40 protein-coding genes and 1 tRNA gene are annotated in these 24223 nt (G+C 67.3%); 37 read left to right on the top strand and 4 right to left on the bottom strand.

What is annotated here, in order from left to right; all coding sequences use genetic code 11:
* Nucleotides 1-22: 22 nt before the first annotated feature.
* The gene (locus BO226_RS11685; protein WP_071935311.1) at nucleotides 23-1414 is read left to right on the top strand and encodes a glycine--tRNA ligase; all 1392 of its coding nucleotides are present in this window, start codon (nucleotides 23-25) and stop codon (nucleotides 1412-1414) included.
* Between the two features lie 81 nt (nucleotides 1415-1495).
* Here BO226_RS11685 and BO226_RS28420 read toward each other — a convergent pair whose 3' ends face one another.
* Both BO226_RS28420 and BO226_RS11680 read right to left on the bottom strand, forming a co-directional pair.
* On the bottom strand, nucleotides 1496-1624 hold the full coding sequence (locus BO226_RS28420) for a hypothetical protein (protein ID WP_024101348.1): 129 nt from the start codon (nucleotides 1622-1624) through the stop codon (nucleotides 1496-1498).
* Between the two features lie 3 nt (nucleotides 1625-1627).
* On the bottom strand, nucleotides 1628-3643 hold the full coding sequence (locus BO226_RS11680) for a TPM domain-containing protein (RefSeq protein ID WP_071935310.1): 2016 nt from the start codon (nucleotides 3641-3643) through the stop codon (nucleotides 1628-1630).
* Nucleotides 3644-3729: 86 nt separating this feature from the next.
* Here BO226_RS11680 and BO226_RS11675 point away from each other — a divergent pair, with 86 nt between their 5' ends.
* From BO226_RS11675 to dnaG, 3 genes are all read left to right on the top strand, one after another.
* On the top strand, nucleotides 3730-4422 hold the full coding sequence (locus BO226_RS11675; RefSeq protein ID WP_006554464.1) for a YdcF family protein: 693 nt from the start codon (nucleotides 3730-3732) through the stop codon (nucleotides 4420-4422).
* A gap of 38 nt (nucleotides 4423-4460) precedes the next feature.
* Nucleotides 4461-5732, top strand: a complete 1272-nt coding sequence (locus BO226_RS11670; protein ID WP_071935309.1) for a deoxyguanosinetriphosphate triphosphohydrolase — start codon at nucleotides 4461-4463, stop codon at nucleotides 5730-5732.
* Nucleotides 5733-5875: 143 nt separating this feature from the next.
* A complete protein-coding gene (gene dnaG / locus BO226_RS11665) occupies nucleotides 5876-7771 on the top strand; it encodes a DNA primase (RefSeq protein WP_006554462.1) in 1896 nt (631 codons plus the stop codon).
* A 4-nt stretch (nucleotides 7772-7775) separates the two neighbouring features.
* On the opposite strand, the gene BO226_RS11660 is transcribed toward dnaG, so the two are convergent.
* Complete coding sequence (locus BO226_RS11660) at nucleotides 7776-8021, bottom strand: hypothetical protein (RefSeq protein ID WP_024101344.1); 246 nt, start codon at nucleotides 8019-8021, stop codon at nucleotides 7776-7778.
* A gap of 148 nt (nucleotides 8022-8169) precedes the next feature.
* On the opposite strand from BO226_RS11660, the gene BO226_RS11655 reads away from it, so the two are divergent.
* A tRNA-Asn gene (locus BO226_RS11655) sits at nucleotides 8170-8242 on the top strand.
* On the opposite strand, the gene BO226_RS28695 is transcribed toward BO226_RS11655, so the two are convergent.
* Nucleotides 8204-8452, bottom strand: coding sequence for a helix-turn-helix domain-containing protein (locus BO226_RS28695; protein WP_442977407.1), 249 nt, complete (start codon nucleotides 8450-8452; stop codon nucleotides 8204-8206). The genes BO226_RS11655 and BO226_RS28695 overlap by 39 nt on opposite strands.
* A gap of 136 nt (nucleotides 8453-8588) precedes the next feature.
* Between BO226_RS28695 and BO226_RS28690 the strand changes: the two genes are divergently transcribed.
* The 32 genes from BO226_RS28690 to BO226_RS11505 all read left to right on the top strand — a co-directional run bounded on the left by BO226_RS28690 (nucleotide 8589) and on the right by BO226_RS11505 (nucleotide 24204).
* Nucleotides 8589-8804 (top strand): helix-turn-helix domain-containing protein, encoded by a 216-nt coding sequence (locus BO226_RS28690; protein ID WP_071935308.1) that lies wholly within the window; start codon nucleotides 8589-8591, stop codon nucleotides 8802-8804.
* Nucleotides 8770-9651: a BRO family protein gene (locus BO226_RS11640; protein ID WP_198040682.1), complete on the top strand. Its 882-nt coding sequence runs from the start codon at nucleotides 8770-8772 to the stop codon at nucleotides 9649-9651. Before BO226_RS28690 ends, BO226_RS11640 begins: the two co-directional genes overlap by 35 nt.
* A complete protein-coding gene (locus BO226_RS11635; RefSeq protein ID WP_156895199.1) occupies nucleotides 9648-10130 on the top strand; it encodes a hypothetical protein in 483 nt (160 codons plus the stop codon). The genes BO226_RS11640 and BO226_RS11635 overlap by 4 nt, the downstream gene beginning before the upstream one ends.
* Complete coding sequence (locus tag BO226_RS27040; protein WP_156895197.1) at nucleotides 10127-10267, top strand: hypothetical protein; 141 nt, start codon at nucleotides 10127-10129, stop codon at nucleotides 10265-10267. The genes BO226_RS11635 and BO226_RS27040 overlap by 4 nt, the downstream gene beginning before the upstream one ends.
* Entirely contained in the window at nucleotides 10264-10392 is a 129-nt protein-coding gene (locus BO226_RS28415; RefSeq protein ID WP_269666631.1) for a hypothetical protein, read from the top strand. Before BO226_RS27040 ends, BO226_RS28415 begins: the two co-directional genes overlap by 4 nt.
* Nucleotides 10389-10790, top strand: coding sequence for a DUF4326 domain-containing protein (locus tag BO226_RS11630; protein ID WP_071935305.1), 402 nt, complete (start codon nucleotides 10389-10391; stop codon nucleotides 10788-10790). Before BO226_RS28415 ends, BO226_RS11630 begins: the two co-directional genes overlap by 4 nt.
* Complete coding sequence (locus BO226_RS11625) at nucleotides 10787-11083, top strand: hypothetical protein (protein WP_071935304.1); 297 nt, start codon at nucleotides 10787-10789, stop codon at nucleotides 11081-11083. Before BO226_RS11630 ends, BO226_RS11625 begins: the two co-directional genes overlap by 4 nt.
* Entirely contained in the window at nucleotides 11080-11433 is a 354-nt protein-coding gene (locus tag BO226_RS11620; RefSeq protein ID WP_071935303.1) for a hypothetical protein, read from the top strand. Before BO226_RS11625 ends, BO226_RS11620 begins: the two co-directional genes overlap by 4 nt.
* A complete protein-coding gene (locus BO226_RS27035; RefSeq protein ID WP_156895195.1) occupies nucleotides 11430-11585 on the top strand; it encodes a hypothetical protein in 156 nt (51 codons plus the stop codon). The genes BO226_RS11620 and BO226_RS27035 overlap by 4 nt, the downstream gene beginning before the upstream one ends.
* 2 nt (nucleotides 11586-11587) lie before the next feature.
* Nucleotides 11588-11776, top strand: a complete 189-nt coding sequence (locus BO226_RS11615) for a hypothetical protein (protein ID WP_156895193.1) — start codon at nucleotides 11588-11590, stop codon at nucleotides 11774-11776.
* Nucleotides 11773-12174: a hypothetical protein gene (locus BO226_RS11610; protein ID WP_071935301.1), complete on the top strand. Its 402-nt coding sequence runs from the start codon at nucleotides 11773-11775 to the stop codon at nucleotides 12172-12174. Before BO226_RS11615 ends, BO226_RS11610 begins: the two co-directional genes overlap by 4 nt.
* Before the next feature lie 166 nt (nucleotides 12175-12340).
* On the top strand, nucleotides 12341-12628 hold the full coding sequence (locus tag BO226_RS11605) for a hypothetical protein (RefSeq protein ID WP_071935300.1): 288 nt from the start codon (nucleotides 12341-12343) through the stop codon (nucleotides 12626-12628).
* A 23-nt stretch (nucleotides 12629-12651) separates the two neighbouring features.
* Nucleotides 12652-12942, top strand: a complete 291-nt coding sequence (locus BO226_RS11600) for a hypothetical protein (RefSeq protein ID WP_033097011.1) — start codon at nucleotides 12652-12654, stop codon at nucleotides 12940-12942.
* A gap of 29 nt (nucleotides 12943-12971) precedes the next feature.
* On the top strand, nucleotides 12972-13787 hold the full coding sequence (locus BO226_RS11595; RefSeq protein WP_071935299.1) for a hypothetical protein: 816 nt from the start codon (nucleotides 12972-12974) through the stop codon (nucleotides 13785-13787).
* The gene (locus BO226_RS27735; protein WP_071935298.1) at nucleotides 13784-14560 is read left to right on the top strand and encodes a DUF6551 family protein; all 777 of its coding nucleotides are present in this window, start codon (nucleotides 13784-13786) and stop codon (nucleotides 14558-14560) included. Before BO226_RS11595 ends, BO226_RS27735 begins: the two co-directional genes overlap by 4 nt.
* Nucleotides 14557-14820, top strand: a complete 264-nt coding sequence (locus BO226_RS27730) for a helix-turn-helix domain-containing protein (RefSeq protein ID WP_071935297.1) — start codon at nucleotides 14557-14559, stop codon at nucleotides 14818-14820. Before BO226_RS27735 ends, BO226_RS27730 begins: the two co-directional genes overlap by 4 nt.
* Nucleotides 14817-15125: a hypothetical protein gene (locus BO226_RS11580; RefSeq protein ID WP_071935296.1), complete on the top strand. Its 309-nt coding sequence runs from the start codon at nucleotides 14817-14819 to the stop codon at nucleotides 15123-15125. Before BO226_RS27730 ends, BO226_RS11580 begins: the two co-directional genes overlap by 4 nt.
* Entirely contained in the window at nucleotides 15122-15406 is a 285-nt protein-coding gene (locus BO226_RS11575; RefSeq protein WP_071935295.1) for a hypothetical protein, read from the top strand. The genes BO226_RS11580 and BO226_RS11575 overlap by 4 nt, the downstream gene beginning before the upstream one ends.
* A complete protein-coding gene (locus BO226_RS11570) occupies nucleotides 15403-15588 on the top strand; it encodes a DUF7352 domain-containing protein (RefSeq protein WP_071935294.1) in 186 nt (61 codons plus the stop codon). Before BO226_RS11575 ends, BO226_RS11570 begins: the two co-directional genes overlap by 4 nt.
* Nucleotides 15588-15899 carry a hypothetical protein gene (locus tag BO226_RS11565; protein ID WP_071935293.1) on the top strand — a complete coding sequence of 104 codons (312 nt, stop codon included), beginning with the start codon at nucleotides 15588-15590 and terminating at the stop codon, nucleotides 15897-15899. The genes BO226_RS11570 and BO226_RS11565 overlap by 1 nt, the downstream gene beginning before the upstream one ends.
* Nucleotides 15899-16528: a hypothetical protein gene (locus tag BO226_RS11560; RefSeq protein ID WP_071935292.1), complete on the top strand. Its 630-nt coding sequence runs from the start codon at nucleotides 15899-15901 to the stop codon at nucleotides 16526-16528. The genes BO226_RS11565 and BO226_RS11560 overlap by 1 nt, the downstream gene beginning before the upstream one ends.
* Nucleotides 16525-16728, top strand: a complete 204-nt coding sequence (locus tag BO226_RS11555; protein ID WP_071935291.1) for a DUF1508 domain-containing protein — start codon at nucleotides 16525-16527, stop codon at nucleotides 16726-16728. Before BO226_RS11560 ends, BO226_RS11555 begins: the two co-directional genes overlap by 4 nt.
* Nucleotides 16725-17219 (top strand): hypothetical protein, encoded by a 495-nt coding sequence (locus BO226_RS11550; RefSeq protein WP_071935290.1) that lies wholly within the window; start codon nucleotides 16725-16727, stop codon nucleotides 17217-17219. The genes BO226_RS11555 and BO226_RS11550 overlap by 4 nt, the downstream gene beginning before the upstream one ends.
* Complete coding sequence (locus tag BO226_RS11545) at nucleotides 17219-17770, top strand: 3'-5' exoribonuclease domain-containing protein (protein ID WP_071935289.1); 552 nt, start codon at nucleotides 17219-17221, stop codon at nucleotides 17768-17770. The genes BO226_RS11550 and BO226_RS11545 overlap by 1 nt, the downstream gene beginning before the upstream one ends.
* Nucleotides 17771-17834: 64 nt before the next feature.
* On the top strand, nucleotides 17835-19121 hold the full coding sequence (locus tag BO226_RS11540; protein ID WP_071935288.1) for an HNH endonuclease: 1287 nt from the start codon (nucleotides 17835-17837) through the stop codon (nucleotides 19119-19121).
* The gene (locus BO226_RS11535) at nucleotides 19111-19503 is read left to right on the top strand and encodes a hypothetical protein (RefSeq protein WP_071935287.1); all 393 of its coding nucleotides are present in this window, start codon (nucleotides 19111-19113) and stop codon (nucleotides 19501-19503) included. The genes BO226_RS11540 and BO226_RS11535 overlap by 11 nt, the downstream gene beginning before the upstream one ends.
* A complete protein-coding gene (locus tag BO226_RS11530; protein WP_071935286.1) occupies nucleotides 19500-20228 on the top strand; it encodes a hypothetical protein in 729 nt (242 codons plus the stop codon). The genes BO226_RS11535 and BO226_RS11530 overlap by 4 nt, the downstream gene beginning before the upstream one ends.
* Nucleotides 20229-20442: 214 nt before the next feature.
* On the top strand, nucleotides 20443-20625 hold the full coding sequence (locus BO226_RS11525) for a hypothetical protein (protein WP_071935285.1): 183 nt from the start codon (nucleotides 20443-20445) through the stop codon (nucleotides 20623-20625).
* Nucleotides 20625-20975: a hypothetical protein gene (locus BO226_RS11520; protein WP_071935284.1), complete on the top strand. Its 351-nt coding sequence runs from the start codon at nucleotides 20625-20627 to the stop codon at nucleotides 20973-20975. Before BO226_RS11525 ends, BO226_RS11520 begins: the two co-directional genes overlap by 1 nt.
* Nucleotides 20976-21105: 130 nt before the next feature.
* Entirely contained in the window at nucleotides 21106-21384 is a 279-nt protein-coding gene (locus tag BO226_RS11515) for a hypothetical protein (protein ID WP_071935283.1), read from the top strand.
* A gap of 13 nt (nucleotides 21385-21397) precedes the next feature.
* Complete coding sequence (locus tag BO226_RS11510) at nucleotides 21398-22879, top strand: hypothetical protein (RefSeq protein WP_071935282.1); 1482 nt, start codon at nucleotides 21398-21400, stop codon at nucleotides 22877-22879.
* Between the two features lie 14 nt (nucleotides 22880-22893).
* Nucleotides 22894-24204 (top strand): phage portal protein family protein, encoded by a 1311-nt coding sequence (locus BO226_RS11505; protein WP_071935281.1) that lies wholly within the window; start codon nucleotides 22894-22896, stop codon nucleotides 24202-24204.
* Nucleotides 24205-24223: the final 19 nt, after the last annotated feature.

The raw sequence follows: 24223 nt of genomic DNA, 5'->3' as shown, positions 1-24223 counted from the left end.
GCATCGAAGATGGAGAAACCGAGTGGCACCCAAATCCAAGATCGATACCGTCGCCAACCTCGCCAAGCGCCGGGGCCTGGTCTATCCCTGCGGTGAGATCTACGGCGGCACCAGGTCCGCGTGGGATTACGGGCCGCTCGGCGTGGAGCTCAAGGACAACATCAAGAAGCAGTGGTGGCGCAACATGGTCACCAGCCGCGAGGACGTCGTCGGCCTCGACTCGTCCGTGATCCTGCCGCGTCAGGTCTGGGTCGCCTCCGGCCACGTCGGTGTCTTCAACGACCCGCTCGTCGAGTGCCTGAGCTGTCACAAGCGTCACCGGCAGGACCACCTGCAGGAGGCCTACGCCGAGAAGAACAAGCTCGACGACCCCGACGCCGTGCCGATGACCGAGATCGTCTGCCCGGACTGCGGCACCAAGGGCCAGTGGACCGAGCCCCGCGACTTCAACATGATGCTCAAGACCTTCCTCGGCCCGATCGAGAGCGAGGAAGGCCTGCACTACCTGCGCCCCGAGACGGCGCAGGGCATCTTCGTGAACTTCGCGAACGTGCTCACCACCTCGCGCAAGAAGCCGCCCTTCGGCATCGGCCAGATCGGCAAGAGCTTCCGCAACGAGATCACGCCCGGCAACTTCATCTTCCGCACCCGCGAGTTCGAGCAGATGGAGATGGAGTTCTTCGTCAAGCCCGGCGAAGACGAGCAGTGGCACCAGTACTGGATCGACTACCGGATGAACTGGTACACCGATCTGGGCATCAACAAGGACAACCTGCGCCTCTACGAGCACCCGCTCGAGAAGCTGTCGCACTACTCGAAGCGCACCGTCGACATCGAGTACCGCTTCCACTTCCAGGGCAGCGAATGGGGTGAGCTCGAGGGCGTCGCGAACCGCACCGACTTCGACCTGTCGACGCACTCGAAGCACTCCGGCACCGACCTGAGCTTCTTCGATCAGGCCACCAATGAGCGCTACACGCCCTACGTGATCGAGCCGGCGGCCGGCCTGACCCGTTCGCTCATGGCCTTCCTCGTCGACGCCTACACCGAGGACGAGGCACCCAACGCCAAGGGTGGCGTCGACATACGCACCGTGCTGCGCCTCGACCGTCGTCTCGCGCCGGTCAAGGCCGCCGTGCTGCCGCTCAGCCGCAACGCCGACCTGAGCCCGAAGGCCAAGGACCTCGCCGCGAAGCTGCGCCAGAACTGGAACATCGAGTTCGACGACGCCGGCGCCATCGGCCGCCGCTACCGTCGCCAGGACGAGATCGGCACCCCGTTCTGCATCACAGTCGACTTCGACACCCTCGAGGACCAGGCCGTCACGATCCGTGAGCGCGACACCATGGCGCAGGAGCGTGTGAGCCTCGACCAGGTCGAGGGCTACCTCGCGCAGCGCCTGATCGGCTGCTGACCGATCCGATCGACGCAGATGCCCTCCGGTCCCGACGGACCGGAGGGCATCTGTCGCTTCGTAGCCGGGTGCTCGTAGCGGTCACCTCGTCGAGCGTCGATCGAGGTACTCGAAGTCCACGTCCCGGAAACGGGTTTCGTCACCGCGGCGGGTGTGCAGGATCACCGATTCCAGGCCGGTGCCCGGTGCGCGTGCTGCGATCGGGCGCATGGTCTAGAAGCGTCCTCCACTCGATCCGCCGAAGCCGCCGCCCCCGAAACCGCCCCCACCGAAACCGCCACCGAAGCCACCGCCGCGGCCGCTGTTGAGCACGCTGTTGATGAGGATGCCGCCGAGCACGGCACCGGCGACGTTGCCGCCCGACGAACCACCGCGGGGCGGACGGTGCTGGTTGTTCCAGCGCTGCACGTCGTTCTGGGCGCTGCGCAGTGCCTGCGCGGCCAGCGACGCGGCGGACCGCGCGTACTGGATGGCGGCCGCCGGATCGGACTCGGCTGCCTGCTGCGCGGCCTGCAGGTGCCGCTGCGCCTCCGACAGGCGGGTGCGTGCCTGGGCGCCCACGACGCCGCGGCGGGTCCCGATGAAGTCGGCCGCGGCGGTGACCTGCGCTTGCGCTGCGCTCAGATCCTGTTCGAGGCGGCGCCGCATCTCCTCGGCTTGCTGCTTCGCCTGCCGCGTCCGGGCACGCAACTCGTCGAGACGCGCATCGGCCTCGACGACCCGCGTGAAACTGCCCAGCGGGTCGGTGTGCTGCTCGGCCCGGGCGTGGTCGAGGGCTTCCTGCACGGCCTTCAGGGCGTCGACGAGTTCCGGGCCGCCCGCGTCGAGGAGTTGCTTCGCGTCGGCGACACCCTGTTCGGCGTCCTCCACCGCGGCGGGAAGCGTCGCGATCGCGCGCCGGATGTCCTCCGCCGCATGGTCGAGCGCGTCGAGCAGCGTCGCGGCATGCCCCAGTGCGCGTTCGGCCTCGCGGATGGCGCGCACGGCGTCGCCCTGCTCACCGACCGGTCGCGCCACCGCCGTGCGGCCCTGGTCGATCGCGTTCTCGGCGAACGAGATCTCCTCCCGCGCCAGCGAGACGTTGTCGACCACCGGAGTCAGGGCGCCCGCCGGGAACTCCGAGTGCAGCTGCCCCAGAATCCGCTCGGCCTCGGGGATGCGGGCCTGCAGCGCGATCGCGCGCTGCGTGAGGCCGTCCAGACGGGCCGGGGCATCGAGCAGCAGGTTGCGCATCTTGTCGAACGCCTCGACCTGCGCATCGAGTTCGCGGTTCGCCTGCCCGCACGAGGAGACGAGTTGCACGAGCATGTCGCGCTGCTGTTCGGGCGTCTCGGGGATGTCGTCGTCGAGGCGCTGACGGATCTCGAAGGCGTTCGCCAACGCGACCTGTGCCTGCCGGTGTGCGCGGTCGAAAGGAGCCACCGCGGAGTCCCCGAACTCACCCCGGGCGAGCTCGAGCGCTTCGGCGCTGGACCGCACCGCGTTGTCGGTGTCCACCAGGAGGGTCTGTGCATACTGGTCTAGACCCTCGACCGGCAGACCGCGCAGAGCGGTCGTGTCGGCCGGATCGACCTGCGCGGCCTGCGCGGCACCGGCGTCGGCGCGCTTCCTCTTCGACCGTCGGTTGTAGGCGTAGAGCCCGGCACCACCGGCCGCGATGACACCGCCGCCGACGAGCAGCGTCGTCACCGGAGCAGCCGACGGCGTAAGGGCGTTGCTCAACCCGTCGGCCGCGCCCACGGCGGCGCCCGCCCAATCGCTGTTGCGCAGGGCCGGCACGACGCCGGACGAGCTGATCCGGTCGCGCTCGCTCTCGGAGATCTCCGAACCCGTCGGTGTCCACAGCGCGAACTCGCGGTCGTCGGTCGCCACCGCCAGCAGCGCGGTGTCGGGACCGAAATTGCTTGCCTGCGCGGTGGCCTGCGCCCAACTGTTGTAGTCGCGTCCGTCGAAGCTCGACACGTAGGTCACCCACAACTGCAGGCCGTGCTCGTCGTAGAGGGTGTTCGCCGCTTCCTGGATGCGTGCGACGTCGGCGTCGTCGAGCACGCCCGCGGTGTCGGTGATCGGCTGGGGGAGCCGCGAGGGTGGCTCCGCGGAGGCCGCCGCGGGAAGGAGCAGCCACGCGGTCACTGCCAGCAGGGCGGGGACGAATGCGAGCGCGGACCGTGCAGGTCGCCGGAGCGGTGCTGCAGGTCGCTGGAGCGGTGCGGCCGATACTTGTGCCATGGAATCGAATCTAGTGGTTGCGAGGTGAGGACGGGGTCGGCGCGTCGTCCGGTCGACGCGTTCTCGTTCGCTGGCAGAATCAGGGGGTGAGCACCGCATCCCGCCGCACCGGCACCACCGCGACGTACACCGGGGACGACCTCGGGGTCGGCGCGCGCATCGCGCGCTGGCTCCGGCGACTGATCATCGGGGTGCTGCTCGCCGCCGTCCTCGTCGTCGGCGGCACGGCGCTGCGGGTGTGGCAGGTCGCGCGGATCGACGACCGCACCCCCGCCGACGCCATCGTCGTGCTCGGGGCCGCGCAGTATTCGGGCACACCGTCGTCGGTCTTCGAGGCCCGCCTCGAGCAGGCCCTCAAGCTCTACGAAGCGGGAGTGTCGCCGCGGATCGTCACCGTCGGCGGCAAGCAGGAGGGCGACCTGTTCACCGAGGCCGCGGCGGGTAAGAACTATCTCGTCTCGCGCGGGGTGCCCGCCGAGTCGATCGTCGCCGTCGAAGAGGGCTCGGACACACTGCTCAGCGTCGAGGCCGTCAGCCGCGAGATGTCGGAGCTGGGCCTGTCGTCGGTCGTGCTCGTCAGCGACCCGTGGCATTCGTTGCGTACCCGGACCATGGCGCGCGACGCCGGTCTCGACGCCTGGACCGCTCCCACCCGCCAGGGTCCGGCGGTGTTCACCCGCGAGTCGCAGCTGCACGGCATCGCCCGCGAGACCGGCGCGTTGATCTGGTACCAGATCACCCACTTCTCCGCCGATTTCCCGTACACGGCGCAGCAGTGAGGCGGAACGTAGGGTCTTCGGTGACGGAAGGCAGTGTGATGCAGGGCTACAGCGAACACGATCTCGAACGGCGCGTCGCCGAGCCGCGCAAGACTTCGGCGCTCGCCGGGTCCGAGGGAGCGGCGTCCGAGCGGACCGCCTTCGCACGCGACCGTGCGCGCGTGCAGCACTGCGCGGCCCTGCGCCGCCTGGCCGACAAGACACAGGTCGTCGGCCCGCGTGACGGCGACACCCCGCGCACCCGTCTGACGCACTCGATGGAGGTCGCGCAGATCGGCCGCAGCATCGGCGAAGGGCTCGGCGCCGACCCCGATCTCGTCGACCTGGCCGGCCTCGCCCACGACATCGGGCACCCGCCCTACGGGCACAACGGCGAGCGGGCACTCGACGCGGTCGCGGAGTCCTGCGGCGGATTCGAAGGCAACGCGCAGAACCTGCGCATCCTCACCTGCCTCGAACCGAAGATCCTCTATCCGGACGGCTCGAGCGCCGGTCTCAACCTCACCCGCGCCTCGCTCGACGCGACGCTCAAGTACCCCTGGACGCGTCCGCGCCCGGGCGCGAAGTTCGGCTCGTACGACGACGACGCCGAGATCCTCCACTGGATCCGCGAAGGCGCACCCGAGCGCCGCAAGTGCCTCGAGGCGCAGATCATGGACTGGTCCGACGACGTCGCGTACTCGGTGCACGACCTCGAGGACGGTGTGATCGACGGTCGCATCGACCTGCGGATGCTCGACGATCCCGACGATGTCGCCGGACTCATCGAGGTGGGCATGCGCGAATTCTCGGGTCTCGACCCGGCCGAGCTCACCGAGGCGGCGAAGCGGTTGTCCTCCATGCCGGTGGTCCGCGCCGTCGGCACCTTCGACGGCACCCTCGCCTGCTCGGTCGCGCTCAAGAAGCTGACCAGCGAGCTGGTGGGCCGCTTCGCCAACGCGGCGATCCTCGGGACCCGGGAAGCGACGGAGAGCCGCCCGGTCACCCGGTACGACGCCGACCTGGTGATCCCGGCGATCGTGGTCTCGGAGGTCGCGTTGCTCAAGACGATGGCGCTGCAGTTCGTCATGTCCGACCGCGCCCACCGCACCCGCCAGGAATCGCAACGCGAACGCATCCACCGCGTCGCCGAGTGGCTACTGCGCACCGCGCCGGTCGGTCTCGACCCGTTCTTCGTCGCCGCCTGGAAGGCCGCGCCCGACGATGCTGCGAAGGTACGGGTCGTGGTCGATCAGATCGCGTCGTGCACCGAATCGCGCCTCGAACGGATCGACCGGGACAGCCTCGCCGCGCAGGCGAGCTGGGGCTGACACCGACGTTTGCGCCCTTCGCGGACACAAGCACGAGTCCGGCGCCGTGCATCTGTCCGGAGGGACGCGCTTACGCGCTCGCGGGTGTGGGTTGCGCCGGACCGTCGTGCCGGGCAGTCTGCCCGGCGGCTTAGACTCGTCTCGTGGCCGGCCGTATTTCAGACAGAGACATCGCGGCCATTCGCGACCGCGTGCGCATCGAGGACATCGTCGGCGAGTACGTCGCACTCAAGCGCGGAGGCGCCGACTCGCTCAAGGGCCTGTGTCCCTTCCACGACGAGAAGTCCCCGTCTTTCCACGTGCGGCCCAATCACGGGCACTACCACTGCTTCGGCTGCGGTGAGGGCGGCGACGTCTACTCGTTCCTGCAGAAGATCGAACACGTCAGCTTCGTCGAAGCCGTCGAGCAGCTCGCCGAGCGTGTCGGCTACACGCTGAACTACGAGGGCGGCGGTCCGTCCGTCCAACGCGACCGGGGCACGCGTGCCCGGCTGGTCGCGGCGAACGCGGCCGCCCAGCAGTTCTACGCCGAGCAACTGCGCGCGCCCGACGCCCAGGCCGCCCGCGACTACCTGACCGAACGCAACTTCGACCAGGCGGCCGCCGAGACGTTCGGCTGCGGCTACGCACCCGCCGGCTGGGACGCGCTCACCAAGCACCTCCTCGGCCGGGGATTCGAATTCTCCGAACTCGAGGCCGCAGGACTGTCCCGGCAGGGTCGCCGCGGTCCGATCGACCGCTTCCACCGTCGACTGCTGTGGCCCATCCGCAATCTCGCGGGCGACGTCATCGGCTTCGGTGCCCGCCGTCTGTACGACGACGACCAGATCACCGCCAAGTACATGAACACACCGGAAACGGTGCTGTACAAGAAGTCTCAGGTGCTGTTCGGGCTCGACCTCGCCAAGCGCGAGATCGCCAAGTCGCATCAGGCCGTGATCGTCGAGGGCTACACCGACGTCATGGCCATGCACCTGGCCGGCGTGAAGACCGCGGTCGCCGCGTGCGGCACGGCCTTCGGTGACGAACATCTCGCGCTGTTGCGTCGCCTGCTCATGGACGACAGCTTCTTCCGCGGTGAGGTCATCTACACCTTCGACGGCGACGACGCCGGTCGCGCGGCGGCGATGAAGGCGTTCGAGGGCGATCAGAAGACCGCCGCGAAGACCTACGTCGCGATCGCCCCCAAAGGCATGGATCCGTGCGAGTTGCGGCAGCAGTCGGGCGACGGCGCGGTGCGCGACCTCGTGGCCCGCCGCACCCCGATGTTCGAGTTCGTCGTGAAATCGATTCTCGCCGAACACAATCTCGACACCGTCGAAGGTCGCGTCGAGGCCCTGCGCCGATGTGTCCCCGTTGTGGGCCGGATCAAGGACCGCACGATCCGCGACAACTACGCGGTGCAACTCGCGCACTGGACGGGATGGGACGACATCCCCACCGTGCGTCGGCGTGTGCAGGAGGAGGCACGGCGAGGAGTTCGTGCACCGGAAGCCAAGGCGCGGCCCGCGACGGCCACGGCGGAGCCCGTGTCGGCCCTGCGCCGCCCTCGGCCGAATGATCCGACGCTGTGGCCGCAGCGCGACGCGCTGAAGGCCGCGCTGCAGTATCCGGGTATCGCCGGGACCGTCTTCGACTCCCTGCCGCCGGAGACCTTCACCGACCCTGCTTACGCGGCCGTGCGGCAGGCCGTCGCCGACGCCGGCGGAACCGCAGCGGGCCTCGGGGGAGCCGAGTGGGTCGACGCCGTCGGCAGGGCAGCGACCGATCCCGTCGCGCACTCGCTCGTGATGGAACTCGCCGTCGAACCCGTCCCCGCCGAAGAGGACCGGCTGCCGCGCTACATCGGTGGCGTGCTGGCCCGGCTGCAGGAGGTCTGGGTCGGCGAGCAGGTGGCCGAACTGAAGTCCAAACTGCAGCGGATTTCCCCGGCCACCGAGTCCGAGGAGTTCCACGCCCTGCTCGGCGACCTCATGGCGCTCGAACAGTACCGGCGGAGCCTGCTCGACCAGGCCATCGGTGACGGCCTGGCCGGCTGACCGTCTACTTCTTCAACTGGTCCCGCGGGATCATGATCGTGGTCGTCTCGTCGATGGGCTTCATCGGCTCGAGCTTGGGCTGAGGACTGAGCGAGTCGGCGAGCTTCTGCCGGCCCACCTCGATCGCCTTCTTCGTGACGGGGCTCGCGGCCACCGCCTTGGCCGTCTTGCTGATCTGTTCGTACCTCGCGCGACCCGCTCGGGTGCCGAGTACGTATCCCGCAGCGACCCCGACCAGCAAACCCATCAATGTGTTGTCCTTCCACCTGTGACTGCGTCGTCCCCATCCTGCCCGATGACCCCGCAGCATGCCCACAAGCAGGCGATTTGGTGCTGCGGCGGGTGGGACGCTATGGTTTTTCACGCACCGGGGGAAACCGCGGAGCACCGCAGGACAATCCCCTGTAGCTCAATTGGCAGAGCATTCGACTGTTAATCGAACGGTTGCTGGTTCGAGTCCAGCCGGGGGAGCGGGAGTGAAGCCCCGCCTGGGTTATTACCCGGGCGGGGCTTTCTTTCGTTCGGGATCAGATCGAAGATCCCCACCTCCAGGATCTCCGCCAACTGGTAGAGCTCGTTGATCTCCCACGGCCTGTCTCCGCGCAGCTTCCGGCTCAGCGTCGACTGGGCCATTCCGAGCTGTTTCGCGACGTCTGTCTGGTTCCGTCGCTGCCTCCACATGAGCTGATGGACACGCTCACCGATCACCGCGTTGTAGTCCACATCGATCACCGACTTGCTCGCTCGTGTCGTCATAGATACCACGGTACGTCAAACGCGACAGCCGCGACAATAGTTGTGACCAGGTTGACGCCTTATGTCGGAGCGGGATACCGTCACGTCTATGCCAGACCGGAATAACACCGATGAGCTTTTGACCACAGGTCAAGTCGCACGGGAATGGCAGGTCAGCGTTCGCACCATTCAGCGGTACATCGCCGCCGGACACATCAAGGCAACCCGCCTGCCGTCCGGAGTCGCGAGGATCCGTCGCTCGGATGCTGAGAATGCTCTCAATTCCCCTGCTGTCTGACCCAAAAAGAACCCGTCTGGTGCGCGAACACCAGACGGGCGTGACAAGCGATTGGAGACTCTCGATGCCAAGAGAGATATTACCAACGGGGACCGACTCTCCACAGTCCCCGTTCGACCGCGTCCGGCAGGTCCGCGACGACGGTTCGGAGTTCTGGTCAGCCCGCGACCTGTGCCAGATCGTCGAGTACGAAACCTGGCGCAACTTCGCTGCGGCTATCGACCGCGCGAAGATCGCGTGCGAGAACAGCGGATCCGCAGCTCAGGATCATTTTGTCGGCGCCAGCAAATTGATCGAGCTGGGCAAGGGCGGTCGCCGAGAAGTCGAGGACTTCAACCTGTCCCGATTCGCCGCGTACCTGGTCGTGATGAACGGTGACCCGCGCAAGCCGGCGATCGCCGCAGCGCAGTCCTACTTCGCGATCCGGACCCGGCAGGCAGAGGTCGTCGAAACGAGACTCGCCGACGCGCTCGACGTGCCGAAGCGGCAGATGGAGATCATGCAGCTCGCCCAGGGGCTGATCGATCCCCGCCACCTCGAAGCCAAGGCCCGCCTCGTCCTTGCCCGTGCTCTCGGTGAGGCTCCCGAACTCGACCCGAAGACCACCCCGCTGTACGCGCAGACGTACCTCGAGGAGAAGGGCCTGACCCGGGACGAGATCAAGTCGATGTCGTCGGTGTTCGGCAAGCGCCTCAAGGCGATGTACCAGCTCGAGCGCGGCGAAGATCCGGGCCAGTACCCCCTCGAAACGAAAGCGGGCCAGGTCCGACAGGTCAACGCCTACACCGAAGCCGACCGGGATCTGTTCGACCGCGTGTGGACGAAGTACTACGGAGAAGCATCATGATGAACCTGGACCCCGGCGAGCTGACCGAGGTGGCCGACTTCCTCGGCGCACTCGGATTCGATGATGCCGCAGACGCCCTTCGTACCGCAGCGCGGAATACCAAGAGCCGGAACGATGAGGACGAGCGCGTCGACCGGTACGCCCGGGTGTTCCTCGACGGCGAGGCGGAGTGGTGGCGGGAGGCCCAGTATGACTTCACGCCGATACCGATGACTCCGGCAGTGAAGTCCGGTATCCGCGCGGTGCTCGCGGAGGTCGAGAGGGAGCAGGCGCCGAAGCCGCGCCAGTGGAACGACCTCCGATTCGTGCCCGAAGATGTCGAGCGCGTTCGCGCCACCGACACAGACGGGCGTGAGCGTGTGCTCGCTCGAGGTCGGGCTCTCCACGGCTGGGTGTGGGCCAACACCGGCCAGGTGGTGTGGACCGATCACTGTAGATCGCTTGCGCCGTACACCGAGATCCTCGGTGGTGCCGAATGAGCCGCACCCGCATCCGTCGCCTGCTCGCCACGGCATTCGCCGGCGCGTTCCTCGTAGCCGCGTGCGACACCGGCAGTAGCGAGCCTGTGGTCATCGGCGAGTATCACGCCCAGGTCGATACGTGGGGGTCGAGATGACCGGCCGCCGTGACGACAACGCAATCCGCGGGCTGGTGTTTGCGATCGGTGCCGCGCTGCTCGTCATCCTTGCGACGTTGATCGTGGCGGGCCTGCTGATCGGGATCGGGACGGTGACGCCATGAGCCCGCAGCGGATCCAACGCAAGCGCACCGCGGGCTGGCGGATGCCCGAAGGCGCGGTGTACGTCGGCCGCCCGAGTAAGTGGGGCAACCCGTTCCGGGCGGGAGCGTTCACATTCCTCACCGGACCGAAGGCCGGCAAGACGATGGATGCGGCCGACGCGGTGAAGGCCTTCCGCAACCGCATCAACCTGGTCGAGGGCGAGGAAGTCATCGCTCGGATCCGGAAAGAACTCGCTGGCAAGGATCTCGTGTGCTGGTGTCCGCTGGACGCCCCGTGTCATGCGGATGTGCTGCTCGAGATCGCCAACCGAGACGACGGTGTCGGCGCGTGTGGGGTTGCCGCGCCGACACCGTCCACCCACCATCCCATACCACCGAAAGCGCGGTGCGAATCATGAGTCGTGAAGCGGACATTCGCACATCGGCAGCAGTCGCCCAGTTCTTCCGGAACTCCAACCGCGCCCGCACATCCGAAGTGGCGACTCCGGTCGCCGACGCTGTATCGGAACCGTCGGGCCTGCGGATCGATGTGACACCCCCGCCGGCGGGGTTCGGTTCGTGGCAGCAGTGCACCTATCGCGAGTGGGCGGCAGCTCGCCGGGACGGGTTGCCGGCGCTGCAGCTCGAGATCACCAACGACGACCAGTTCGGTAGCGCCTACTGGACCGCACGCAGGCAGGCCGGTTCATGACCCCGCCGCGGTTCGACCTGCGGACGCCGCGACTCGGCGAGGTGTGCATCGTGACCCCCGATGGTTTCGAGTCGATCGGAACCATCGAGGGCGACATCGTCATCTCGTGGGAGACGGTGGAACGCCAAGCCGAGGACTGCATTCCCTTCACCACGAAGGTCGAGGCGTCGTGGTCCGTACCGATCGACCCGGACGAGGCGTTCCAGGCACGCCGCAACCTCGCACGCATTGCCGGTCTGCCGCTTCCGACCACCGCCGGCATCGACCTGTGGCCCGACATTGAGCGCCGCGCAGCGGCCGCCCTCACTCGCTCCCAGAAACTCAGCAACCGGAAGGCAGGTGCCCGATGAGCGCACCCATCGACACCGACGAAGGCTGGGCGGCCTACCGAGCCGCAACCGACGACCTCGACCGAATCTCGAATCGCGACCTGGCCCTGTACCTCGCGATGCTCGTCGTCGCGGCACTGTGCTGCATCGCCGCGATCGCTGGCGGGTGGTGACCGTGGCCTACGCCAAGACCGAAACCAGTGGGGACGTCACCGCAACCTGGCACTCGGGATCGCAGGAGATCCACGTGCTCGTGGGCCTGTCCGGCCACCTGTACCTCACGGTCGACGAAACCCACCAGCTGATGGACGAACTCCGCGTCGCCTTGCGCACCGCGGCCGAGGACGAAGGAGGCCGGCCATGATCGACGACCGTCATCGCCTCGACCAGGTCGACGGCATCGAGGCCCGCACGATCTCGGATGTGGCCGCGAACCTCGCCGTGAGCCTGACACTGCAGGCGGACGAGCACGACAACGCCCGCGGGGAACGGCTCACCCAGGCGAACGCCGCGGTGAACCTCGCAATCTCGTGGCGCACGTTCGCAGCGATGTACGACGCCGACCAGGAGCTGCGCGCCGAGCGAGACGAGCTGCCGCGCGATCAGCGCGCCGAGGACATCGCGAGGGGCGTGTACGAGGTGCCGACCCTCGAACACCTCGTCGCGTTGGCCCGCACGATCGCCAAGGACCCCGCCGCGGCCGATGTGCCGATCGACATCGCGTACCGGCCGAACTCGGGAATGCAGGTGCATACGCCATGAGTCTGCCGATGCCTGAGTTCGATCACCTGGAGTTATGCGCGGAGTGCGGCCATGACCGGGAATCGCACAACCACGGAAGTGGGTCCTGCAGCGTCACCACCGACCTCGGTCCCGGAATCCACATCTGGTGCCCGTGCCCCGTTTACCAACCCGAGGAGACCACCCCGTGAACCGAATCGAGATCGGACCGCCGTTGGGCAGCGACGAGGCTCGCCTGTTGGCCGACACCCTCGGCGCGGGCAGCGCGGTGGTGTATCTGCCGGACCTCGGCAAGACCCGGCTGCCGGCGGATCGGACGATGATCGCCTGGACCTCCGAGGACGGGTCGGCGTGCATCACCGTCGAGCCGGACGGCCGGATCGCCCCGCACGCCGCAGCCCTGACCACGGCGCAGGCGAACGATCTGGCGGCCGCGCTGATCGCGGTCACGCTGCGGGTGGTGGCCTCCACCTGATGGCTCGGTGCAGGAACTGCCAGGTGGAGATCACGTGGGCGACGTCCACGGGATCTGGCAAACGGATCCCGCTCGATCTGTACCCGGATCCTGGTCTCGGATCGGTGCGCAAGCGTGACATCCGGGACCAGGACGGGGTGATCTACGCGGACATCCTCCGCGGTGACGAGCTGCACCGCGCGATCGCCGACCAGCAACCCTTGTACGTACTGCATTCCGAAACCTGCCACGCGCGCCGGCCACCGAATCCGAAGCCCGCGCATATCCGTCTCGACCCGCCACGAAAAGTGAAGCGGCAATGGAGATACCGGTAACCATCATTTCTGATCGAAAGGGGTACGGCGTGACCACGATCTGTGTCGCCACCCACGACTTCCGCCGCGCGTGCACCGCCGTGGTCAAGCACGCCTACCCGAAGGAACACGCGGTGCTCAACCGGGTGCGCATGGCGATCGACAAGCACAACATCACCCTCACCGCATCCGACGGCTGGACCTCCGGTCTGGCGATCGCTTCGGTGTGGGAGTCCGAGAACGACATCGTGCCCATCCCGTCCGAGGGCGTGCTGGTCGATCTCGCGCCGGATCAGATCCGCAAGATCCTCGCCGTGTTCCGGGCACCGAAGGACAAGTCCGAGGAACCCGAGGCGATCATCGAGATCGAGGTCGGCGACAACTACGTGAAGATCGCCGACGTCTCCGGACTGCCCGGCATCGACGGCCAGGCCCTCGAACTGCCGCGCATGGACACCGTCGAGTCGTTCCCCGACGTCGCTCACACCATCTCCCGTATCCGGCACCTGCCGCACGCCGGCCGCGACACCATCCACCTGTCGCCGATCGTGATCAGCGCGTTCAGTGCCGCGGCGAATGCCTACGGCGAGCCGATCTCGATCACCGGGCACGCCGAGTCTCGAATGTTGTCCGTGGTGGTCGGCGAGAGCTTCCTCGGGGCGCTGATCCCGACGATGTTGTCCGACGAGGACAAGGCGAAACGCGAACTGTGGGACGACTCGTGGGAGATCCGCCTGCCCGCTCCGGATTCGGTGCCGCGCAACGCGACGAAGCCCGAAACGAACCAGATCAAAGCGGCCGCCGAGCAGCTCGCGAAGGCCGGCGTCGTGGAGATCACCTTCGGAGGGAAAGGCCGCGAACGATGAGCGACACCTTCATCGACGTCGTCCGCGTCGCAGACATGTTCGCCGACAGCACCTATCAGCGCGACCTCGACATCAAGCGAGTCGACCGGATCGCGGCCACCTGGGACCGCCGCCTCGTCGGTGTCCTCGAGGTCTCCGACCGCGGTGCCACCGCGTCGCCGCGCTTCGCGATCATCAACGGTCAGCACAGGTGGGCCGCCGCCGCTCGCCTCGGCATCGCACAGCTCGCCGCCACCGTGCACACCGAGCTGACCGTCGAGGACGAAGCCAAACTGTTCTTCGACATCGACGCCAAGACCCGCGCCCTGACCACCTGGGACCGCTGGCACGCCCGCAGCGCCGCCGGCGACCACGCGGTCCTGGCGATCGAACGTATCGCCGCCGAATGCGGCCTCGAAGTCACCCAGAATCCCGGACCGAAGAACCTGCAGTGCTGTGCCGCACTCGAACGCATCTGGTCCCGCTGCGCACCCGAAGTCCTCGCCGACACGCTCGTGCTCGTTCTCGACATCTGGCCCGGCGAAACCGAAGCCCGCAAGGCCGTCGTCCTCGAAGGCGTCGCACTCGTACTCGACACGTACTCGCTGACCATCGACAACGGTCGCCTCGGCGACGCTATGTCCGACCTCACCGCCCGCCAGCTCGTCACCCGAGCACGCGACATGCAAGAACGCTCCGGCGGGTCCCTCACCAAGTGCATCGCCCGACTGCTCGTCACCGCCTACAACAAACGCGCCGCCCGCGGCCGACTCGACCCAGAGGCAATCCGATGACAACCACACACCCCACCGAATGGACCGCAGAGGACTCCGACGCACTCGACGTCGAGATCCTCGTCAACGCCCGCCGGCGCACCGTCCCGCCCCTCAAGTCGAAGATGAATCCCGGTCACCGTCGCGTCATGGCCACCGCCGCGCAGGTGCTCGCGGAGAAGGGCCGAAACCATCACGAGATCGCCGAGCACCTCGGTGTCACCGCTCGGTCCGTACAGCGCTGGAAGAAGGCCTTCACGCAGTCCGGCGGTGCAGCATGAGCACGCGAACACTGCGGGAGCTGGAAGCCGCTCGGGAAGACATGCAGACGTTCGTCCGGCTGGGGCGCACATTCAGTGCGATCGCGATCTCCACGTTGGTGCTCGGGTCGTCTGGCATACCGACGGCATACATCACGGGTAATGCCGCATTCGTCGTGATCACGGTCGTGTTCTGGATCGCCACCATCGTGTCGACCGTCTTCTCGATCTACATCTACAGCGAGGAAGTGTCCCGGTCGCGGCAGCGGCTCCGCAGCGCTCAGTGGGCTTACGAGGACGCAGTCATGAAAGAGGCCGGAGCATGAGCAACATCGACCAGACCTTCGCGACGGACATCACGAAATGCCGCACCTGCCGAGCCGAAATCGTGTGGGCCAGCACCACCAAGGGCAACGCGATACCTCTCGAGCCGGAGCCCTCGCCGAACGGGAATCTGAACGTGTACCCGGTGCCGGCGGATCCGCGGGGACGCATCGCGATCGTCGTCACCAACTCGCGCCGCGCAGCTCTCGCCGCGGCCGGAATCCCGCTGTACGTCTCGCACTTCCTGTCGTGCCCCGACGCCGCCGAATGGAGAAAGCAATGACCGACAACCCGGCCGAGGTGTACCGCACCCGGCTTCCCGAAGCGCTCGAAGCATTCGACCGCTACCGCGAGGGCACCGGACACGTGCTCGTCGACGACGCCGTGTACGTCGGCACTGCGGTGTGCCCGAACGGCTTCGTGTGGCACGTGTACCTCGACGCCTCGACCACGGCGGTGCAGTGATGACCGCCCGCGCCGAGCTGGTCGACCTGGTCTGGAATGTGCAGACGCAGGACCCCGACGCACTCACGCCGCGTGATGCCGAAGAGGTCGCCGACGCAATCCTCGCCGCCGGATACCGGAAGCGGCGTGTCGTAACGACGGCGACGGAACTCGAGGCAGTGCCGCGTGGCGTGGTGCTGCGGTCCAAGGCGGGCTCGATCGTGGCTCGATTCGACGCCGTCCGTGGCGTGGTGTTCGGAGAAGGCCGGCCGTTCCCGTGGGGCATCGTGGATCTGCCGGCCGTGGTCCTCTACGACCCCACGGAGGCGTGATGGCCGACTACTGCTCTGTGACCCTCGATCAGGCACCCGCGCACAAGTGCCTGTGCCGCCGCGACTACAAGCACAACAGCCCGCATCGCTGCTACTGCGGGCACCTGTGGGGTGATCCGTTCGTCGAGATGTCCTACGACGAGCAGCGCGCATTCCTCGGGCTGCCGCGGGTGGACCTCATCGCTGGCTCCTACCAGCTCGGCAAGGCATATACCGAGCAAATCCTCGACGAGCTGATGCCGCAGGAGAAGGTCTGGGCGACATTCGCCGGTCTCCGCTCGCAAGACCTTGTGCCGGCGCCCGTCCCGGCATCGTCTCCGCGTGACGACCTCGGCAAGGAAATCGTGATCGCAGTCGATGGACTGTCCGTTGGTGGCCGCCGATTACCGGGTGTGATCGAGAAGGACTCGTTGCACGTCGAGCCGATCTGTGATGCTCCCGGCTTGTGGCGGGTCGACCTATCGCTGCTCACGACCACGCCGCCGCGGTTTATTGGGACGCGCCTCGTCGACGGCGGCTGCAAGGTGCGGCTGCGGTCGGGCCGATGGGAATGCGTACTCGACCACGAAGTTCATCGCGATGCGCAGATCATCGCCCTGCTGAATGGCTCCAAGATCGGACGCACATGACCATCCCATCGCTGCACACCGTGCGCCTGTACATCGCCCGCGACGGATTCCGCTGGCACCGCAAGGCAGCCAACGGCCGGATCGTCTCCGAATCGGGGGAGGCGTACACCACGAAGGGCGCAGCCCTCGAAGGGCTGTCGATGTCCAACCGCGACACCGACAACTACACGTTCATCGACGACACCGAGGAGCAATCGTGACATCAGCAGAAATCGATCTCGACGAGGTCGTGAAAGTATTCGTGGACGGTGCCGCGACCTACTGGCGCGATCATGGACGTCCCGATTTCGTCCCCTCGCCACCGACCCCCGCGACGCGCTGCGGAATCCGTGCCGTGGTCGCCCACCTCGAGCAGACGGCACCTGCTGCTGTCGGCCGCTGTGGTGTGGTGTCACCGCTGGTACTCGAAGACCAGGACGGATTCTCGACGTGCTGTTTGCCCGCCGGCCATGACGGTTGGCACCGCGGCGACATGGGCGCCGAATGGGGTGTCGCCCGCGACATGTCGGTCGAGGCAAAGCGAGCTGTCGCCGAGAAGGTGCTCACCGAACGCGCCGACGAACTCGAGGAAATGGCCGAGCGGATGGGCGCCGAGAACCCGCTCGTCGGCGCAGCGGCACGTGTGGTCGTCGATCACCTGCGCGGCTACGTGAAGTACCGCTTGCCGTTCGAGTTCCCCGGGGACGAGTGATGCGGTACTTCTACGACACCGAGTTTCTGGAGGACGGCCGCACGATCGATCTGATCTCGATCGGCATCGTCGCCGAGGATGGGCGCGAGTACTACGCGGTCAATTCAGATATGGACCACGGCCGGATCGCGGCCGACGAGTGGTTGTGCAAGAACGTCGTCCCGCACCTTCCGCTGAGGGGCGGCAAGCCCACGAAGAGCTTCGGGTCGAATCGGTGGAGCTGGTCACTCGATATGAGCTCGACTCTGGTCAAGCCGAAGTGGGTCATCGCCAACGAGGTGCGCGAGTTCCTTCTCGCTCATCCCGACACCGAACACGAGGTCGAGTTGTGGGCCGACTACGGCGCCTATGACCACGTGGCCCTCGCCCAACTTTGGGGACGGATGATCCGGCTGCCGAAGGGCCTGCCGATGTTCACCCATGAGTTCCAGCAGAGGTGGCGCGACGCGGGTCGCCCCGAGCTACCCGAGCAGACCGATGGACAGCACGACGCGCTCGCCGACGCCCGGAACCTGAAGGAGTGTTTCGAGGTGCTACAGCAGGCGGAATGAATCCACCGGCTACGGAAATAGTCGATTTACGGAGGTTCATCCTCGGCGAGTTTGAAGGAGCGCAGTGTTCTTCCAAGTCAGCGACCAGGTTCCGCAGAGTCCGAAGCATCGCGCTCTGGCTGAGCGGGCACTCGAGGGGCACCTCGACGGGATCGCTGCGATCGGACTGTGGACGATGGCCGGCGCGGACACGAACGGCACCGCCGAGCACCGCCCGAAAGACGGTGTGGTCCGGCGGACCGACCTGATCCGCATCCTGCTCAACCCGCAGATCGCCGAGCACCTGGCGTCGATCCTCGTCGAGGTCGGACTCTGGCACGCCCCCGGCCACACCTGCCCCCGCTGCCCCGAGGTCGAACCCGGCACCTACCTGTTCCACGACTGGTTCGACATGGGATACGACCCCGGCGACAAGGTCGATATCACCCGCCGCAAACGGAAGGAGCTCAAAGACCAGGAGATCATCAACTCGGTATGGGCACGCGACTGCATCGATCCCGCGAAGCCGACCGAAGCGAATTGCCGCTACTGCGGCATCCTCATCCGCCGCAAGGACACCCGATCGGAAACCGGCCGCCGGGCCTCGCTCGATCACGTCGATCCGAACCGTGCCGATGGTGTCCGCAACATCGTGCTGTGCTGCACGTCCTGCAACCAACACAAGGGACAACGAACCCCGGCCCAGGCCGACATGGTCCTGCTGCCACCGCCCGCTCGTGACAACGTCTCGCCGCATCCCGCTGCTGAGAAAGTTTCGCCGCACCGATCCGCCGCTGAGAACGTCTCGCCGACAACAGTCGCCGCTGAGACCGGATCGCCGGATCACCGCGCCGCCGAAATGACCTCGCCGGACACCCGCGCTGCAGAGACCGCACGTCCGACCAGCAGTGACGCGACCACCCGTCGACCACGACCCGACCAGACCACCGACCACGCGAAACGAGCTGTCCCCACGCGGGCGACGCGCGCGCGTACGGGCGTGGCAGGGTCAGGGCAGGGTCAGGGTTGGGTTACTGGTGAGGGTTACCAGGATGGGTTAGCCGCTGCTGTTGACGAGAGATCACCTCGCAAACGTCGTCGGGGTAGAGGCGGCAGGAACCGTAACCGGAATCTTTCAACCCCTGACCAACTGATCGATTCCTCGAAACCCATTCCCGAACCTCAACCCGAATCCCGTGAGTGGGATGCGGGCGCCGCACCGCACGTGCCGGCCCCGGGCAGGTTCGGCTCCCCCTGGGCGGGATGGACCGGGCCGCCGTCGACGGTCGATGAGACCACCTGTCCGATCCACCATCTGCCCGAACCGTGCTGGAAGTGCGCACCACCGGAAGGACATCCCCATGACCACTGACCCGAACGACCGGTTCACCCCGGCCGAACTCGCCGATCTCGACAGCCGGGCCGTGCAGCTGGTCGCGATCGCACACGGCGAGGGCAGTGCCGGCGACGTCGCACGGTTGACCGCGAACCTGGATCGGCAGCAGCTGATCGGCCTCGCGATCTCGTGCGCGGCGATGGTTGACCCGGACCGGTCGGTCGCCGAGCTGCTCGCGTGGATGAACGCCGACGACCCGCGTCAGGGCTGGACCGACGAGGAGTTGCGGCGAGCCCACGCCCGATACAGCCGGGGGGTGCGTGACGAGCAAACGGTCCAGGGCGAGCGGATCTACCAGAAGATCAGCAAACGGCGGCAGCGCACCGCACCGTCGACCGGACTCGAGGTGGTCGCATGAGCCGGCCGTCGATCCGTCGGGTCAAGGAAGACCTGGAGTATCTGCAGGAGGCGTGGCCGTCGCTCGTGGCGTTGAGGGTTCCGGGTACGGCCCGCTCGTGGGTGGAGAACCCGCGCCGTGCCGGGATGCTCTCACCCGAGGACCAGGAGCGTCTCGGCAAACGCGGGTTCCAGACCCCGGCCCCCGCCGACATCCAGGTGCTCGACCTGATCTGGTCGATCGCCAACCAGGCGCGGGACATCGTCGAGTGCATGGTCGAGGTGATCGACGCGGGCCGCGACTATGTGCCGGCCGAATCATCGACCCGGGATCCGCGGCCGTGGTTGGAGACGGCACGCGAACTGATCGACGCCGCCCAGAAGATCGACGAGGCGACGCTGCCGTGGGTGGCGTGCCAGATCGCACCGCTGGTGAAGCAGACCGCGCATCTGCTCGGGGACTTCCGTGACGGGCAGGTGCTCAACGGGATCTGCCCGTGGTGCAACGGCCGCGGCGACGGCGGGATGGTGGGGCTGCGCACGATGCAGCTGCACTACCCGGACCCGGACGAGGAGGACGACCAGCCGTTGGTGGTGTGCCGTGGGGTGAACTGTGATCCGCCGCGGGGGATGGTGGGGATGCGGTGGCGTGGCCGTCCGGCCTGGACTCGTCGTGAGTGGGACTGGTTGGCGAAGATGCTGCGCGATCCCGAGGCCGAGCCGGGTGTGGTGGAGAAGGTGGGGTGACACGCCTGGATGTGGGGGCTGGCTTGCTAACAGAGTTATCCACAGGCATGATGTCCCCAAGCGACCTCCCATGCCCGAAGCAAGGCATGGGAGGTTTCGCATATCCGGGCCGGTGTCCGATCGGATGCGGGAGGTCGAGCCACATGCAACTCACCAGGATCGGTCGACTGTTGGTGTGGCTGCGCAACCTCGACGCACGACGGAGGGTGCGGCCGTGACCGATGAGCAGACAGTCGAGTTGTGGCCGGTCAACATGCGGACCGGACTGTGGTGCACGACCTGCCAGCTGCCGAGCGTGGTCGAGTTCGATCTGGCCACCCTCGGAGACGACGGCGTGACTGTGGTCGCCGAGGCTGCCACCGTGTGCACCGAGTGTTCGAGCGAGGACACCGACTGATGTCGACAACGCGGCCCCGCAAGACCACGACCCAGAAGGGTCTCGGGTGGTTGCATCAGCAGCAGCGCACCCGGTTGCTCAACCGTCACGTCGACGGCACGCCGTGCTGGTGGTGCGATCGGCCGATGTTCCGTGATCCGGATCGGAACTTCGACAACCAGCCGTTGGCAGCCGACCACACGCAGGCCCGCATTCATGGCGGCATGAAGGCCGACCGGCTGCTGCACAACAAGTGCAACTCTGAGCGGCAGGACGGCCGCAACGACGACCGCCGGCCCGCCGTCACCGGGCAGTCGATCGAGCCGGCGACCGCCGATGACCGCGCCGACTGGTGCCTGCTCGACTGGTGACTCACCTCCGTCCCTCGCCCGCATCCCACCGGCTCTGACCAGGGAAAATGCGGGTGGGGGGGTGTTCCTGACCGCCCCGCCGACGGAGTCAATCTCTCTCTCCGTTTTTTCCCAAGGGGGTGGACCGCCGGTGGGCGACGAGGTGACCGGGGCCGGGCCGGGCGAGGTCGCGCAAGCCGCGGCGGCCGGCGACAAGCGGGCGACGTTGGTCGCGATGCGCGACCGCTGCGCGCGGGCGATCGACGACTCGTCGACGCCGGCCCGCGATCTCGCGGCGTTGACGAAACGGCTCTCGGACTTCATGGACGCGATCGAGGAAATCGACGAGAGGGCGAAGGCGGAGGCAGGTTCGGATGACGACAACAACACGTCGTCGACCGACGAGGTCTTTGACCCCGAAGCTCTCTGAGGCTGCCCGCCATGTGGTGATCCCCGAGGGGATCGTCTCGACCGGCTACGGCGGGATCCGCAAGTGGCTGCGGCTGATGCGGGTCGAGCACGACCCGTGGCAGCAGGGCGTCGGGCAGATCGCGCTCGGCAAGACCGCCGACGGCATGTACGCGGCGACGGTCGGCGGCATCACCATCAGCATCCCGCGGCAGGTCGGCAAGACGTTCTTCGTCGGCTCGCTGGTCATCGCCCTGTGTCTCGAGTTCCCGGGCCTGACCGTGGTGTGGACCGCGCACCACCTGCGGACCTCGACCCGCACGTTCCAGACGCTGCAGTCGCTGGTCAAGCGTCCGGGCATCGCGGCGTATGTGCCGTCGAACGGGGTGCGCACCGCCAACGGCGAGCAGCAGATCGCGTTCACGAACGGCTCGATCATCATGTTCGGTGCCCGGTCGATGGGCTTCGGGCGTGGCTTCGAGGAAGTCGACGTCGAGGTGTTCGACGAGGCGCAGATCCTCACCGAGCGTGCCCTCGAGGACATGCTCGCGGCGACGAACCAGTCGCAGCATCCGGCCGGCGCGCTGTTGTTCTACCTGGGCACGCCGCCGCGGCCCGGGATCGATCCGGGAGAGGCGTTCTCGAAGAAGCGCCGCAAGGCGCTCGCGGGGCAGCTGCGCAACGGCGCGTACATCGAGTGCAGCGCCGATCGCGATGGGGACATCGACGATCCGGAGCAGTGGAAGATCGCGAACGCTTCGTACCCGACGCGGACCTCGCACGAGTCGATGCTGCGTCTACGGGAGAACCTCCCGAACGACGACGGGTGGCGGCGTGAGGGTCTCGGCGTGTGGGACGAGTTCTGGGATCAGGACGAGTCCGCGACCGAGAACATCATCGATCCGAAGCTGTGGAGCGACATGGCCAGAGGGGACGCGAAGCTCGGCAAGAAGATCGCCCTGGCGATCGACATGTCGCCGGACCGCAACTGGGTGTCGATCGGCGCGGCGGCTCGCACGAGCGACGTCAAGGTGCACGTCGAGGTCGGATACCACTCGGCGCCCGGGCCGGGCCTGGTGCGGATTCTGCTCTCGCTGATCGACCGGTGGGATCCGTGTGCGCTGGTGATCGACAAGGCTTCGCCGGCCTACTCGTTGCACCCCGACCTCGTGGCCGCCGGCATCGAACCGGAGGTCACCACAGCGGGGCAGATGGTGCAGGCATGTGGCGGGTTCTACGACGACGCGGTCAACGCGAACCTCTGTCACACCGGGGACCCGTTGCTCGCCGACGCACTCAAGGGTGCGACGAAGCGGGAACTGCCCGGTGGCGGCTGGGCGTGGAACCGCAAGGGGAACATGACCATCTCGCCGTTGGTGGCCGTGACGCTCGCGCACTGGGCGCTCAAGGTCTACGACATCGCCAAGCCGCCGCCCCCGCCGCCGGCGGTGGCAGCCCGCACCGATCCGGGGCCGTCCGGTTCCGGTGATCTCGACGTACTTACCGCAGCGTTCTGAAAGGAGCCGACCTCGTGGCCGAGACCGCCGCACCCCCTGTGCCGTCCTACGAGGTCGGTTACGTCCGCGCCGACGGTGGCGTGTCGACGATGGACTGGCAGCAGTGGATGGACGAGGAGAAGGTCCCCGAGCTGCGGTGGCCCCAGTCCATCGGTGTGTACGGCCGGATGATGCGCGAGGACGGTCGTGTCTCGTCGGTCATCTCGGCGATCGGTCTGCCGATCCGTCGCACCACCTGGCGGATCGAGAAGAACGGCGCCTCGGACGAGGTCACCGAGTTCGTCGCCCGCAACCTGGGGTTGCCGATCGTCGGCGAGTCCGAGGACGACAAGCCGCGGCCGCGCACCAAGGGCCGGTTCTCGTGGGCCGAGCACCTGCGGTGGGCGCTGCTGATGCTGCCGTACGGGCACAGCTACTTCGAGCAGGTGTACCGCCTCGAGGACGGGCGGGCGCACCTGCGCAAGCTGGCGCCGCGCCCGCACCGCACGATTGCCGGGATCAACGTCGCTCGGGACGGCGGCCTGGACTCGATCGTGCAGCGCGCGCCGGCACCGGAGATGAACGTGCGGACGGTCGTCGACGGTGGCATCAAGATTCCGGTGTCGCGGCTGGTCGCCTACGTGCGTGATCCGGAGCCGGGCGATTGGCGGGGCAGCTCGCTGCTGCGGCCGGCCTACAAGCATTGGCTGCTCAAGGACGAGCTGATGCGCATCGAGGCCGCGACCGCGCGGCGTAACGGCATGGGTATCCCGGTCGCCACCGCCCCCGAGGGTGAGACCGACATCGATCGGTATCAGAAGCTGGCATCGTCGGCGCGGGCCGGTGAGTCCTCCGGTATCGGGTTGCCGGCCGGTGCCGAGATGAAGCTGCTCGGTGTGTCGGGCAACCTGCCCGATATCCGGCAGGCGATCGAGTATCACGATCGGCAGATCGCGCTCGCTGGTCTGGCGCACTTCCTGAATCTCGATCGCGGCGGATCGTATGCGCTCGCCTCGGTGCAGGCCGACACGTTCGTGCAGTCGGTGCAGACCCAGGGCGAGGAGGTGCGTGATACCGCCAACGCGCACGTCGTCGAGGATCTGGTGGATCTGAACTTCGGCGAGGACGAGCCGGCGCCGCGGTTGGTGTTCGACGAGATCGGCTCGCGCCAGGATCTCACGGCCGATGCGCTCAAGACGCTCATCGACGCCGGTCTGATCCGTCTCGACCGGTCCCTCGAGGAGTACGCGCGGCAGCAGTACGGCTTGCCGTCGAAGGACACCCCCGCGCCGGAGGAGCCGTGGACGCCGCCGGAGAACCCCACCCCTGAGGAGAGTCAGCAGTGAATCCGTTCCTGCGAAACCC

Origin of the sequence: Rhodococcus sp. 2G, from assembly GCF_001886355.1 — a bacterium.
GTDB classification, from domain to species: Bacteria; Actinomycetota; Actinomycetes; order Mycobacteriales; family Mycobacteriaceae; genus Rhodococcus; species Rhodococcus pyridinivorans.
Note: the sequence above shows the minus strand (reverse complement) of the source record. Positions and strands in the feature narration are given on the sequence as shown.

What these genes read in the sequence shown, in the direction of transcription:
- BO226_RS27035 (WP_156895195.1), top strand. Translation starts at nt 11,430, where the DNA reads ATGAGCGCACCCATCGACACCGACGAAGGCTGGGCGGCCTACCGAGCC.
- BO226_RS11635 (WP_156895199.1), top strand. Translation starts at nt 9,648, where the DNA reads ATGATGAACCTGGACCCCGGCGAGCTGACCGAGGTGGCCGACTTCCTC.
- BO226_RS11625 (WP_071935304.1), top strand. Translation starts at nt 10,787, where the DNA reads ATGAGTCGTGAAGCGGACATTCGCACATCGGCAGCAGTCGCCCAGTTC.
- BO226_RS27735 (WP_071935298.1), top strand. Translation starts at nt 13,784, where the DNA reads ATGAGCGACACCTTCATCGACGTCGTCCGCGTCGCAGACATGTTCGCC.
- BO226_RS28420 (WP_024101348.1), bottom strand. Translation starts at nt 1,624, where the DNA reads ATGCGCCCGATCGCAGCACGCGCACCGGGCACCGGCCTGGAATCGGTG.
- BO226_RS11630 (WP_071935305.1), top strand. Translation starts at nt 10,389, where the DNA reads ATGAGCCCGCAGCGGATCCAACGCAAGCGCACCGCGGGCTGGCGGATG.
- BO226_RS11670 (WP_071935309.1), top strand. Translation starts at nt 4,461, where the DNA reads ATGCAGGGCTACAGCGAACACGATCTCGAACGGCGCGTCGCCGAGCCG.
- BO226_RS11545 (WP_071935289.1), top strand. Translation starts at nt 17,219, where the DNA reads ATGCGGTACTTCTACGACACCGAGTTTCTGGAGGACGGCCGCACGATC.
- BO226_RS11565 (WP_071935293.1), top strand. Translation starts at nt 15,588, where the DNA reads ATGACCGCCCGCGCCGAGCTGGTCGACCTGGTCTGGAATGTGCAGACG.
- BO226_RS11560 (WP_071935292.1), top strand. Translation starts at nt 15,899, where the DNA reads ATGGCCGACTACTGCTCTGTGACCCTCGATCAGGCACCCGCGCACAAG.
- BO226_RS28690 (WP_071935308.1), top strand. Translation starts at nt 8,589, where the DNA reads ATGTCGGAGCGGGATACCGTCACGTCTATGCCAGACCGGAATAACACC.
- BO226_RS11610 (WP_071935301.1), top strand. Translation starts at nt 11,773, where the DNA reads ATGATCGACGACCGTCATCGCCTCGACCAGGTCGACGGCATCGAGGCC.
- BO226_RS27040 (WP_156895197.1), top strand. Translation starts at nt 10,127, where the DNA reads ATGAGCCGCACCCGCATCCGTCGCCTGCTCGCCACGGCATTCGCCGGC.
- BO226_RS11535 (WP_071935287.1), top strand. Translation starts at nt 19,111, where the DNA reads ATGACCACTGACCCGAACGACCGGTTCACCCCGGCCGAACTCGCCGAT.
- BO226_RS28695 (WP_442977407.1), bottom strand. Translation starts at nt 8,452, where the DNA reads ATGTGGAGGCAGCGACGGAACCAGACAGACGTCGCGAAACAGCTCGGA.
- BO226_RS11580 (WP_071935296.1), top strand. Translation starts at nt 14,817, where the DNA reads ATGAGCACGCGAACACTGCGGGAGCTGGAAGCCGCTCGGGAAGACATG.
- BO226_RS11640 (WP_198040682.1), top strand. Translation starts at nt 8,770, where the DNA reads ATGCTGAGAATGCTCTCAATTCCCCTGCTGTCTGACCCAAAAAGAACC.
- BO226_RS27730 (WP_071935297.1), top strand. Translation starts at nt 14,557, where the DNA reads ATGACAACCACACACCCCACCGAATGGACCGCAGAGGACTCCGACGCA.
- BO226_RS11620 (WP_071935303.1), top strand. Translation starts at nt 11,080, where the DNA reads ATGACCCCGCCGCGGTTCGACCTGCGGACGCCGCGACTCGGCGAGGTG.
- BO226_RS11570 (WP_071935294.1), top strand. Translation starts at nt 15,403, where the DNA reads ATGACCGACAACCCGGCCGAGGTGTACCGCACCCGGCTTCCCGAAGCG.
- BO226_RS28415 (WP_269666631.1), top strand. Translation starts at nt 10,264, where the DNA reads ATGACCGGCCGCCGTGACGACAACGCAATCCGCGGGCTGGTGTTTGCG.
- BO226_RS11530 (WP_071935286.1), top strand. Translation starts at nt 19,500, where the DNA reads ATGAGCCGGCCGTCGATCCGTCGGGTCAAGGAAGACCTGGAGTATCTG.
- BO226_RS11680 (WP_071935310.1), bottom strand. Translation starts at nt 3,643, where the DNA reads ATGGCACAAGTATCGGCCGCACCGCTCCAGCGACCTGCAGCACCGCTC.
- BO226_RS11555 (WP_071935291.1), top strand. Translation starts at nt 16,525, where the DNA reads ATGACCATCCCATCGCTGCACACCGTGCGCCTGTACATCGCCCGCGAC.
- BO226_RS11575 (WP_071935295.1), top strand. Translation starts at nt 15,122, where the DNA reads ATGAGCAACATCGACCAGACCTTCGCGACGGACATCACGAAATGCCGC.
- BO226_RS11520 (WP_071935284.1), top strand. Translation starts at nt 20,625, where the DNA reads ATGTCGACAACGCGGCCCCGCAAGACCACGACCCAGAAGGGTCTCGGG.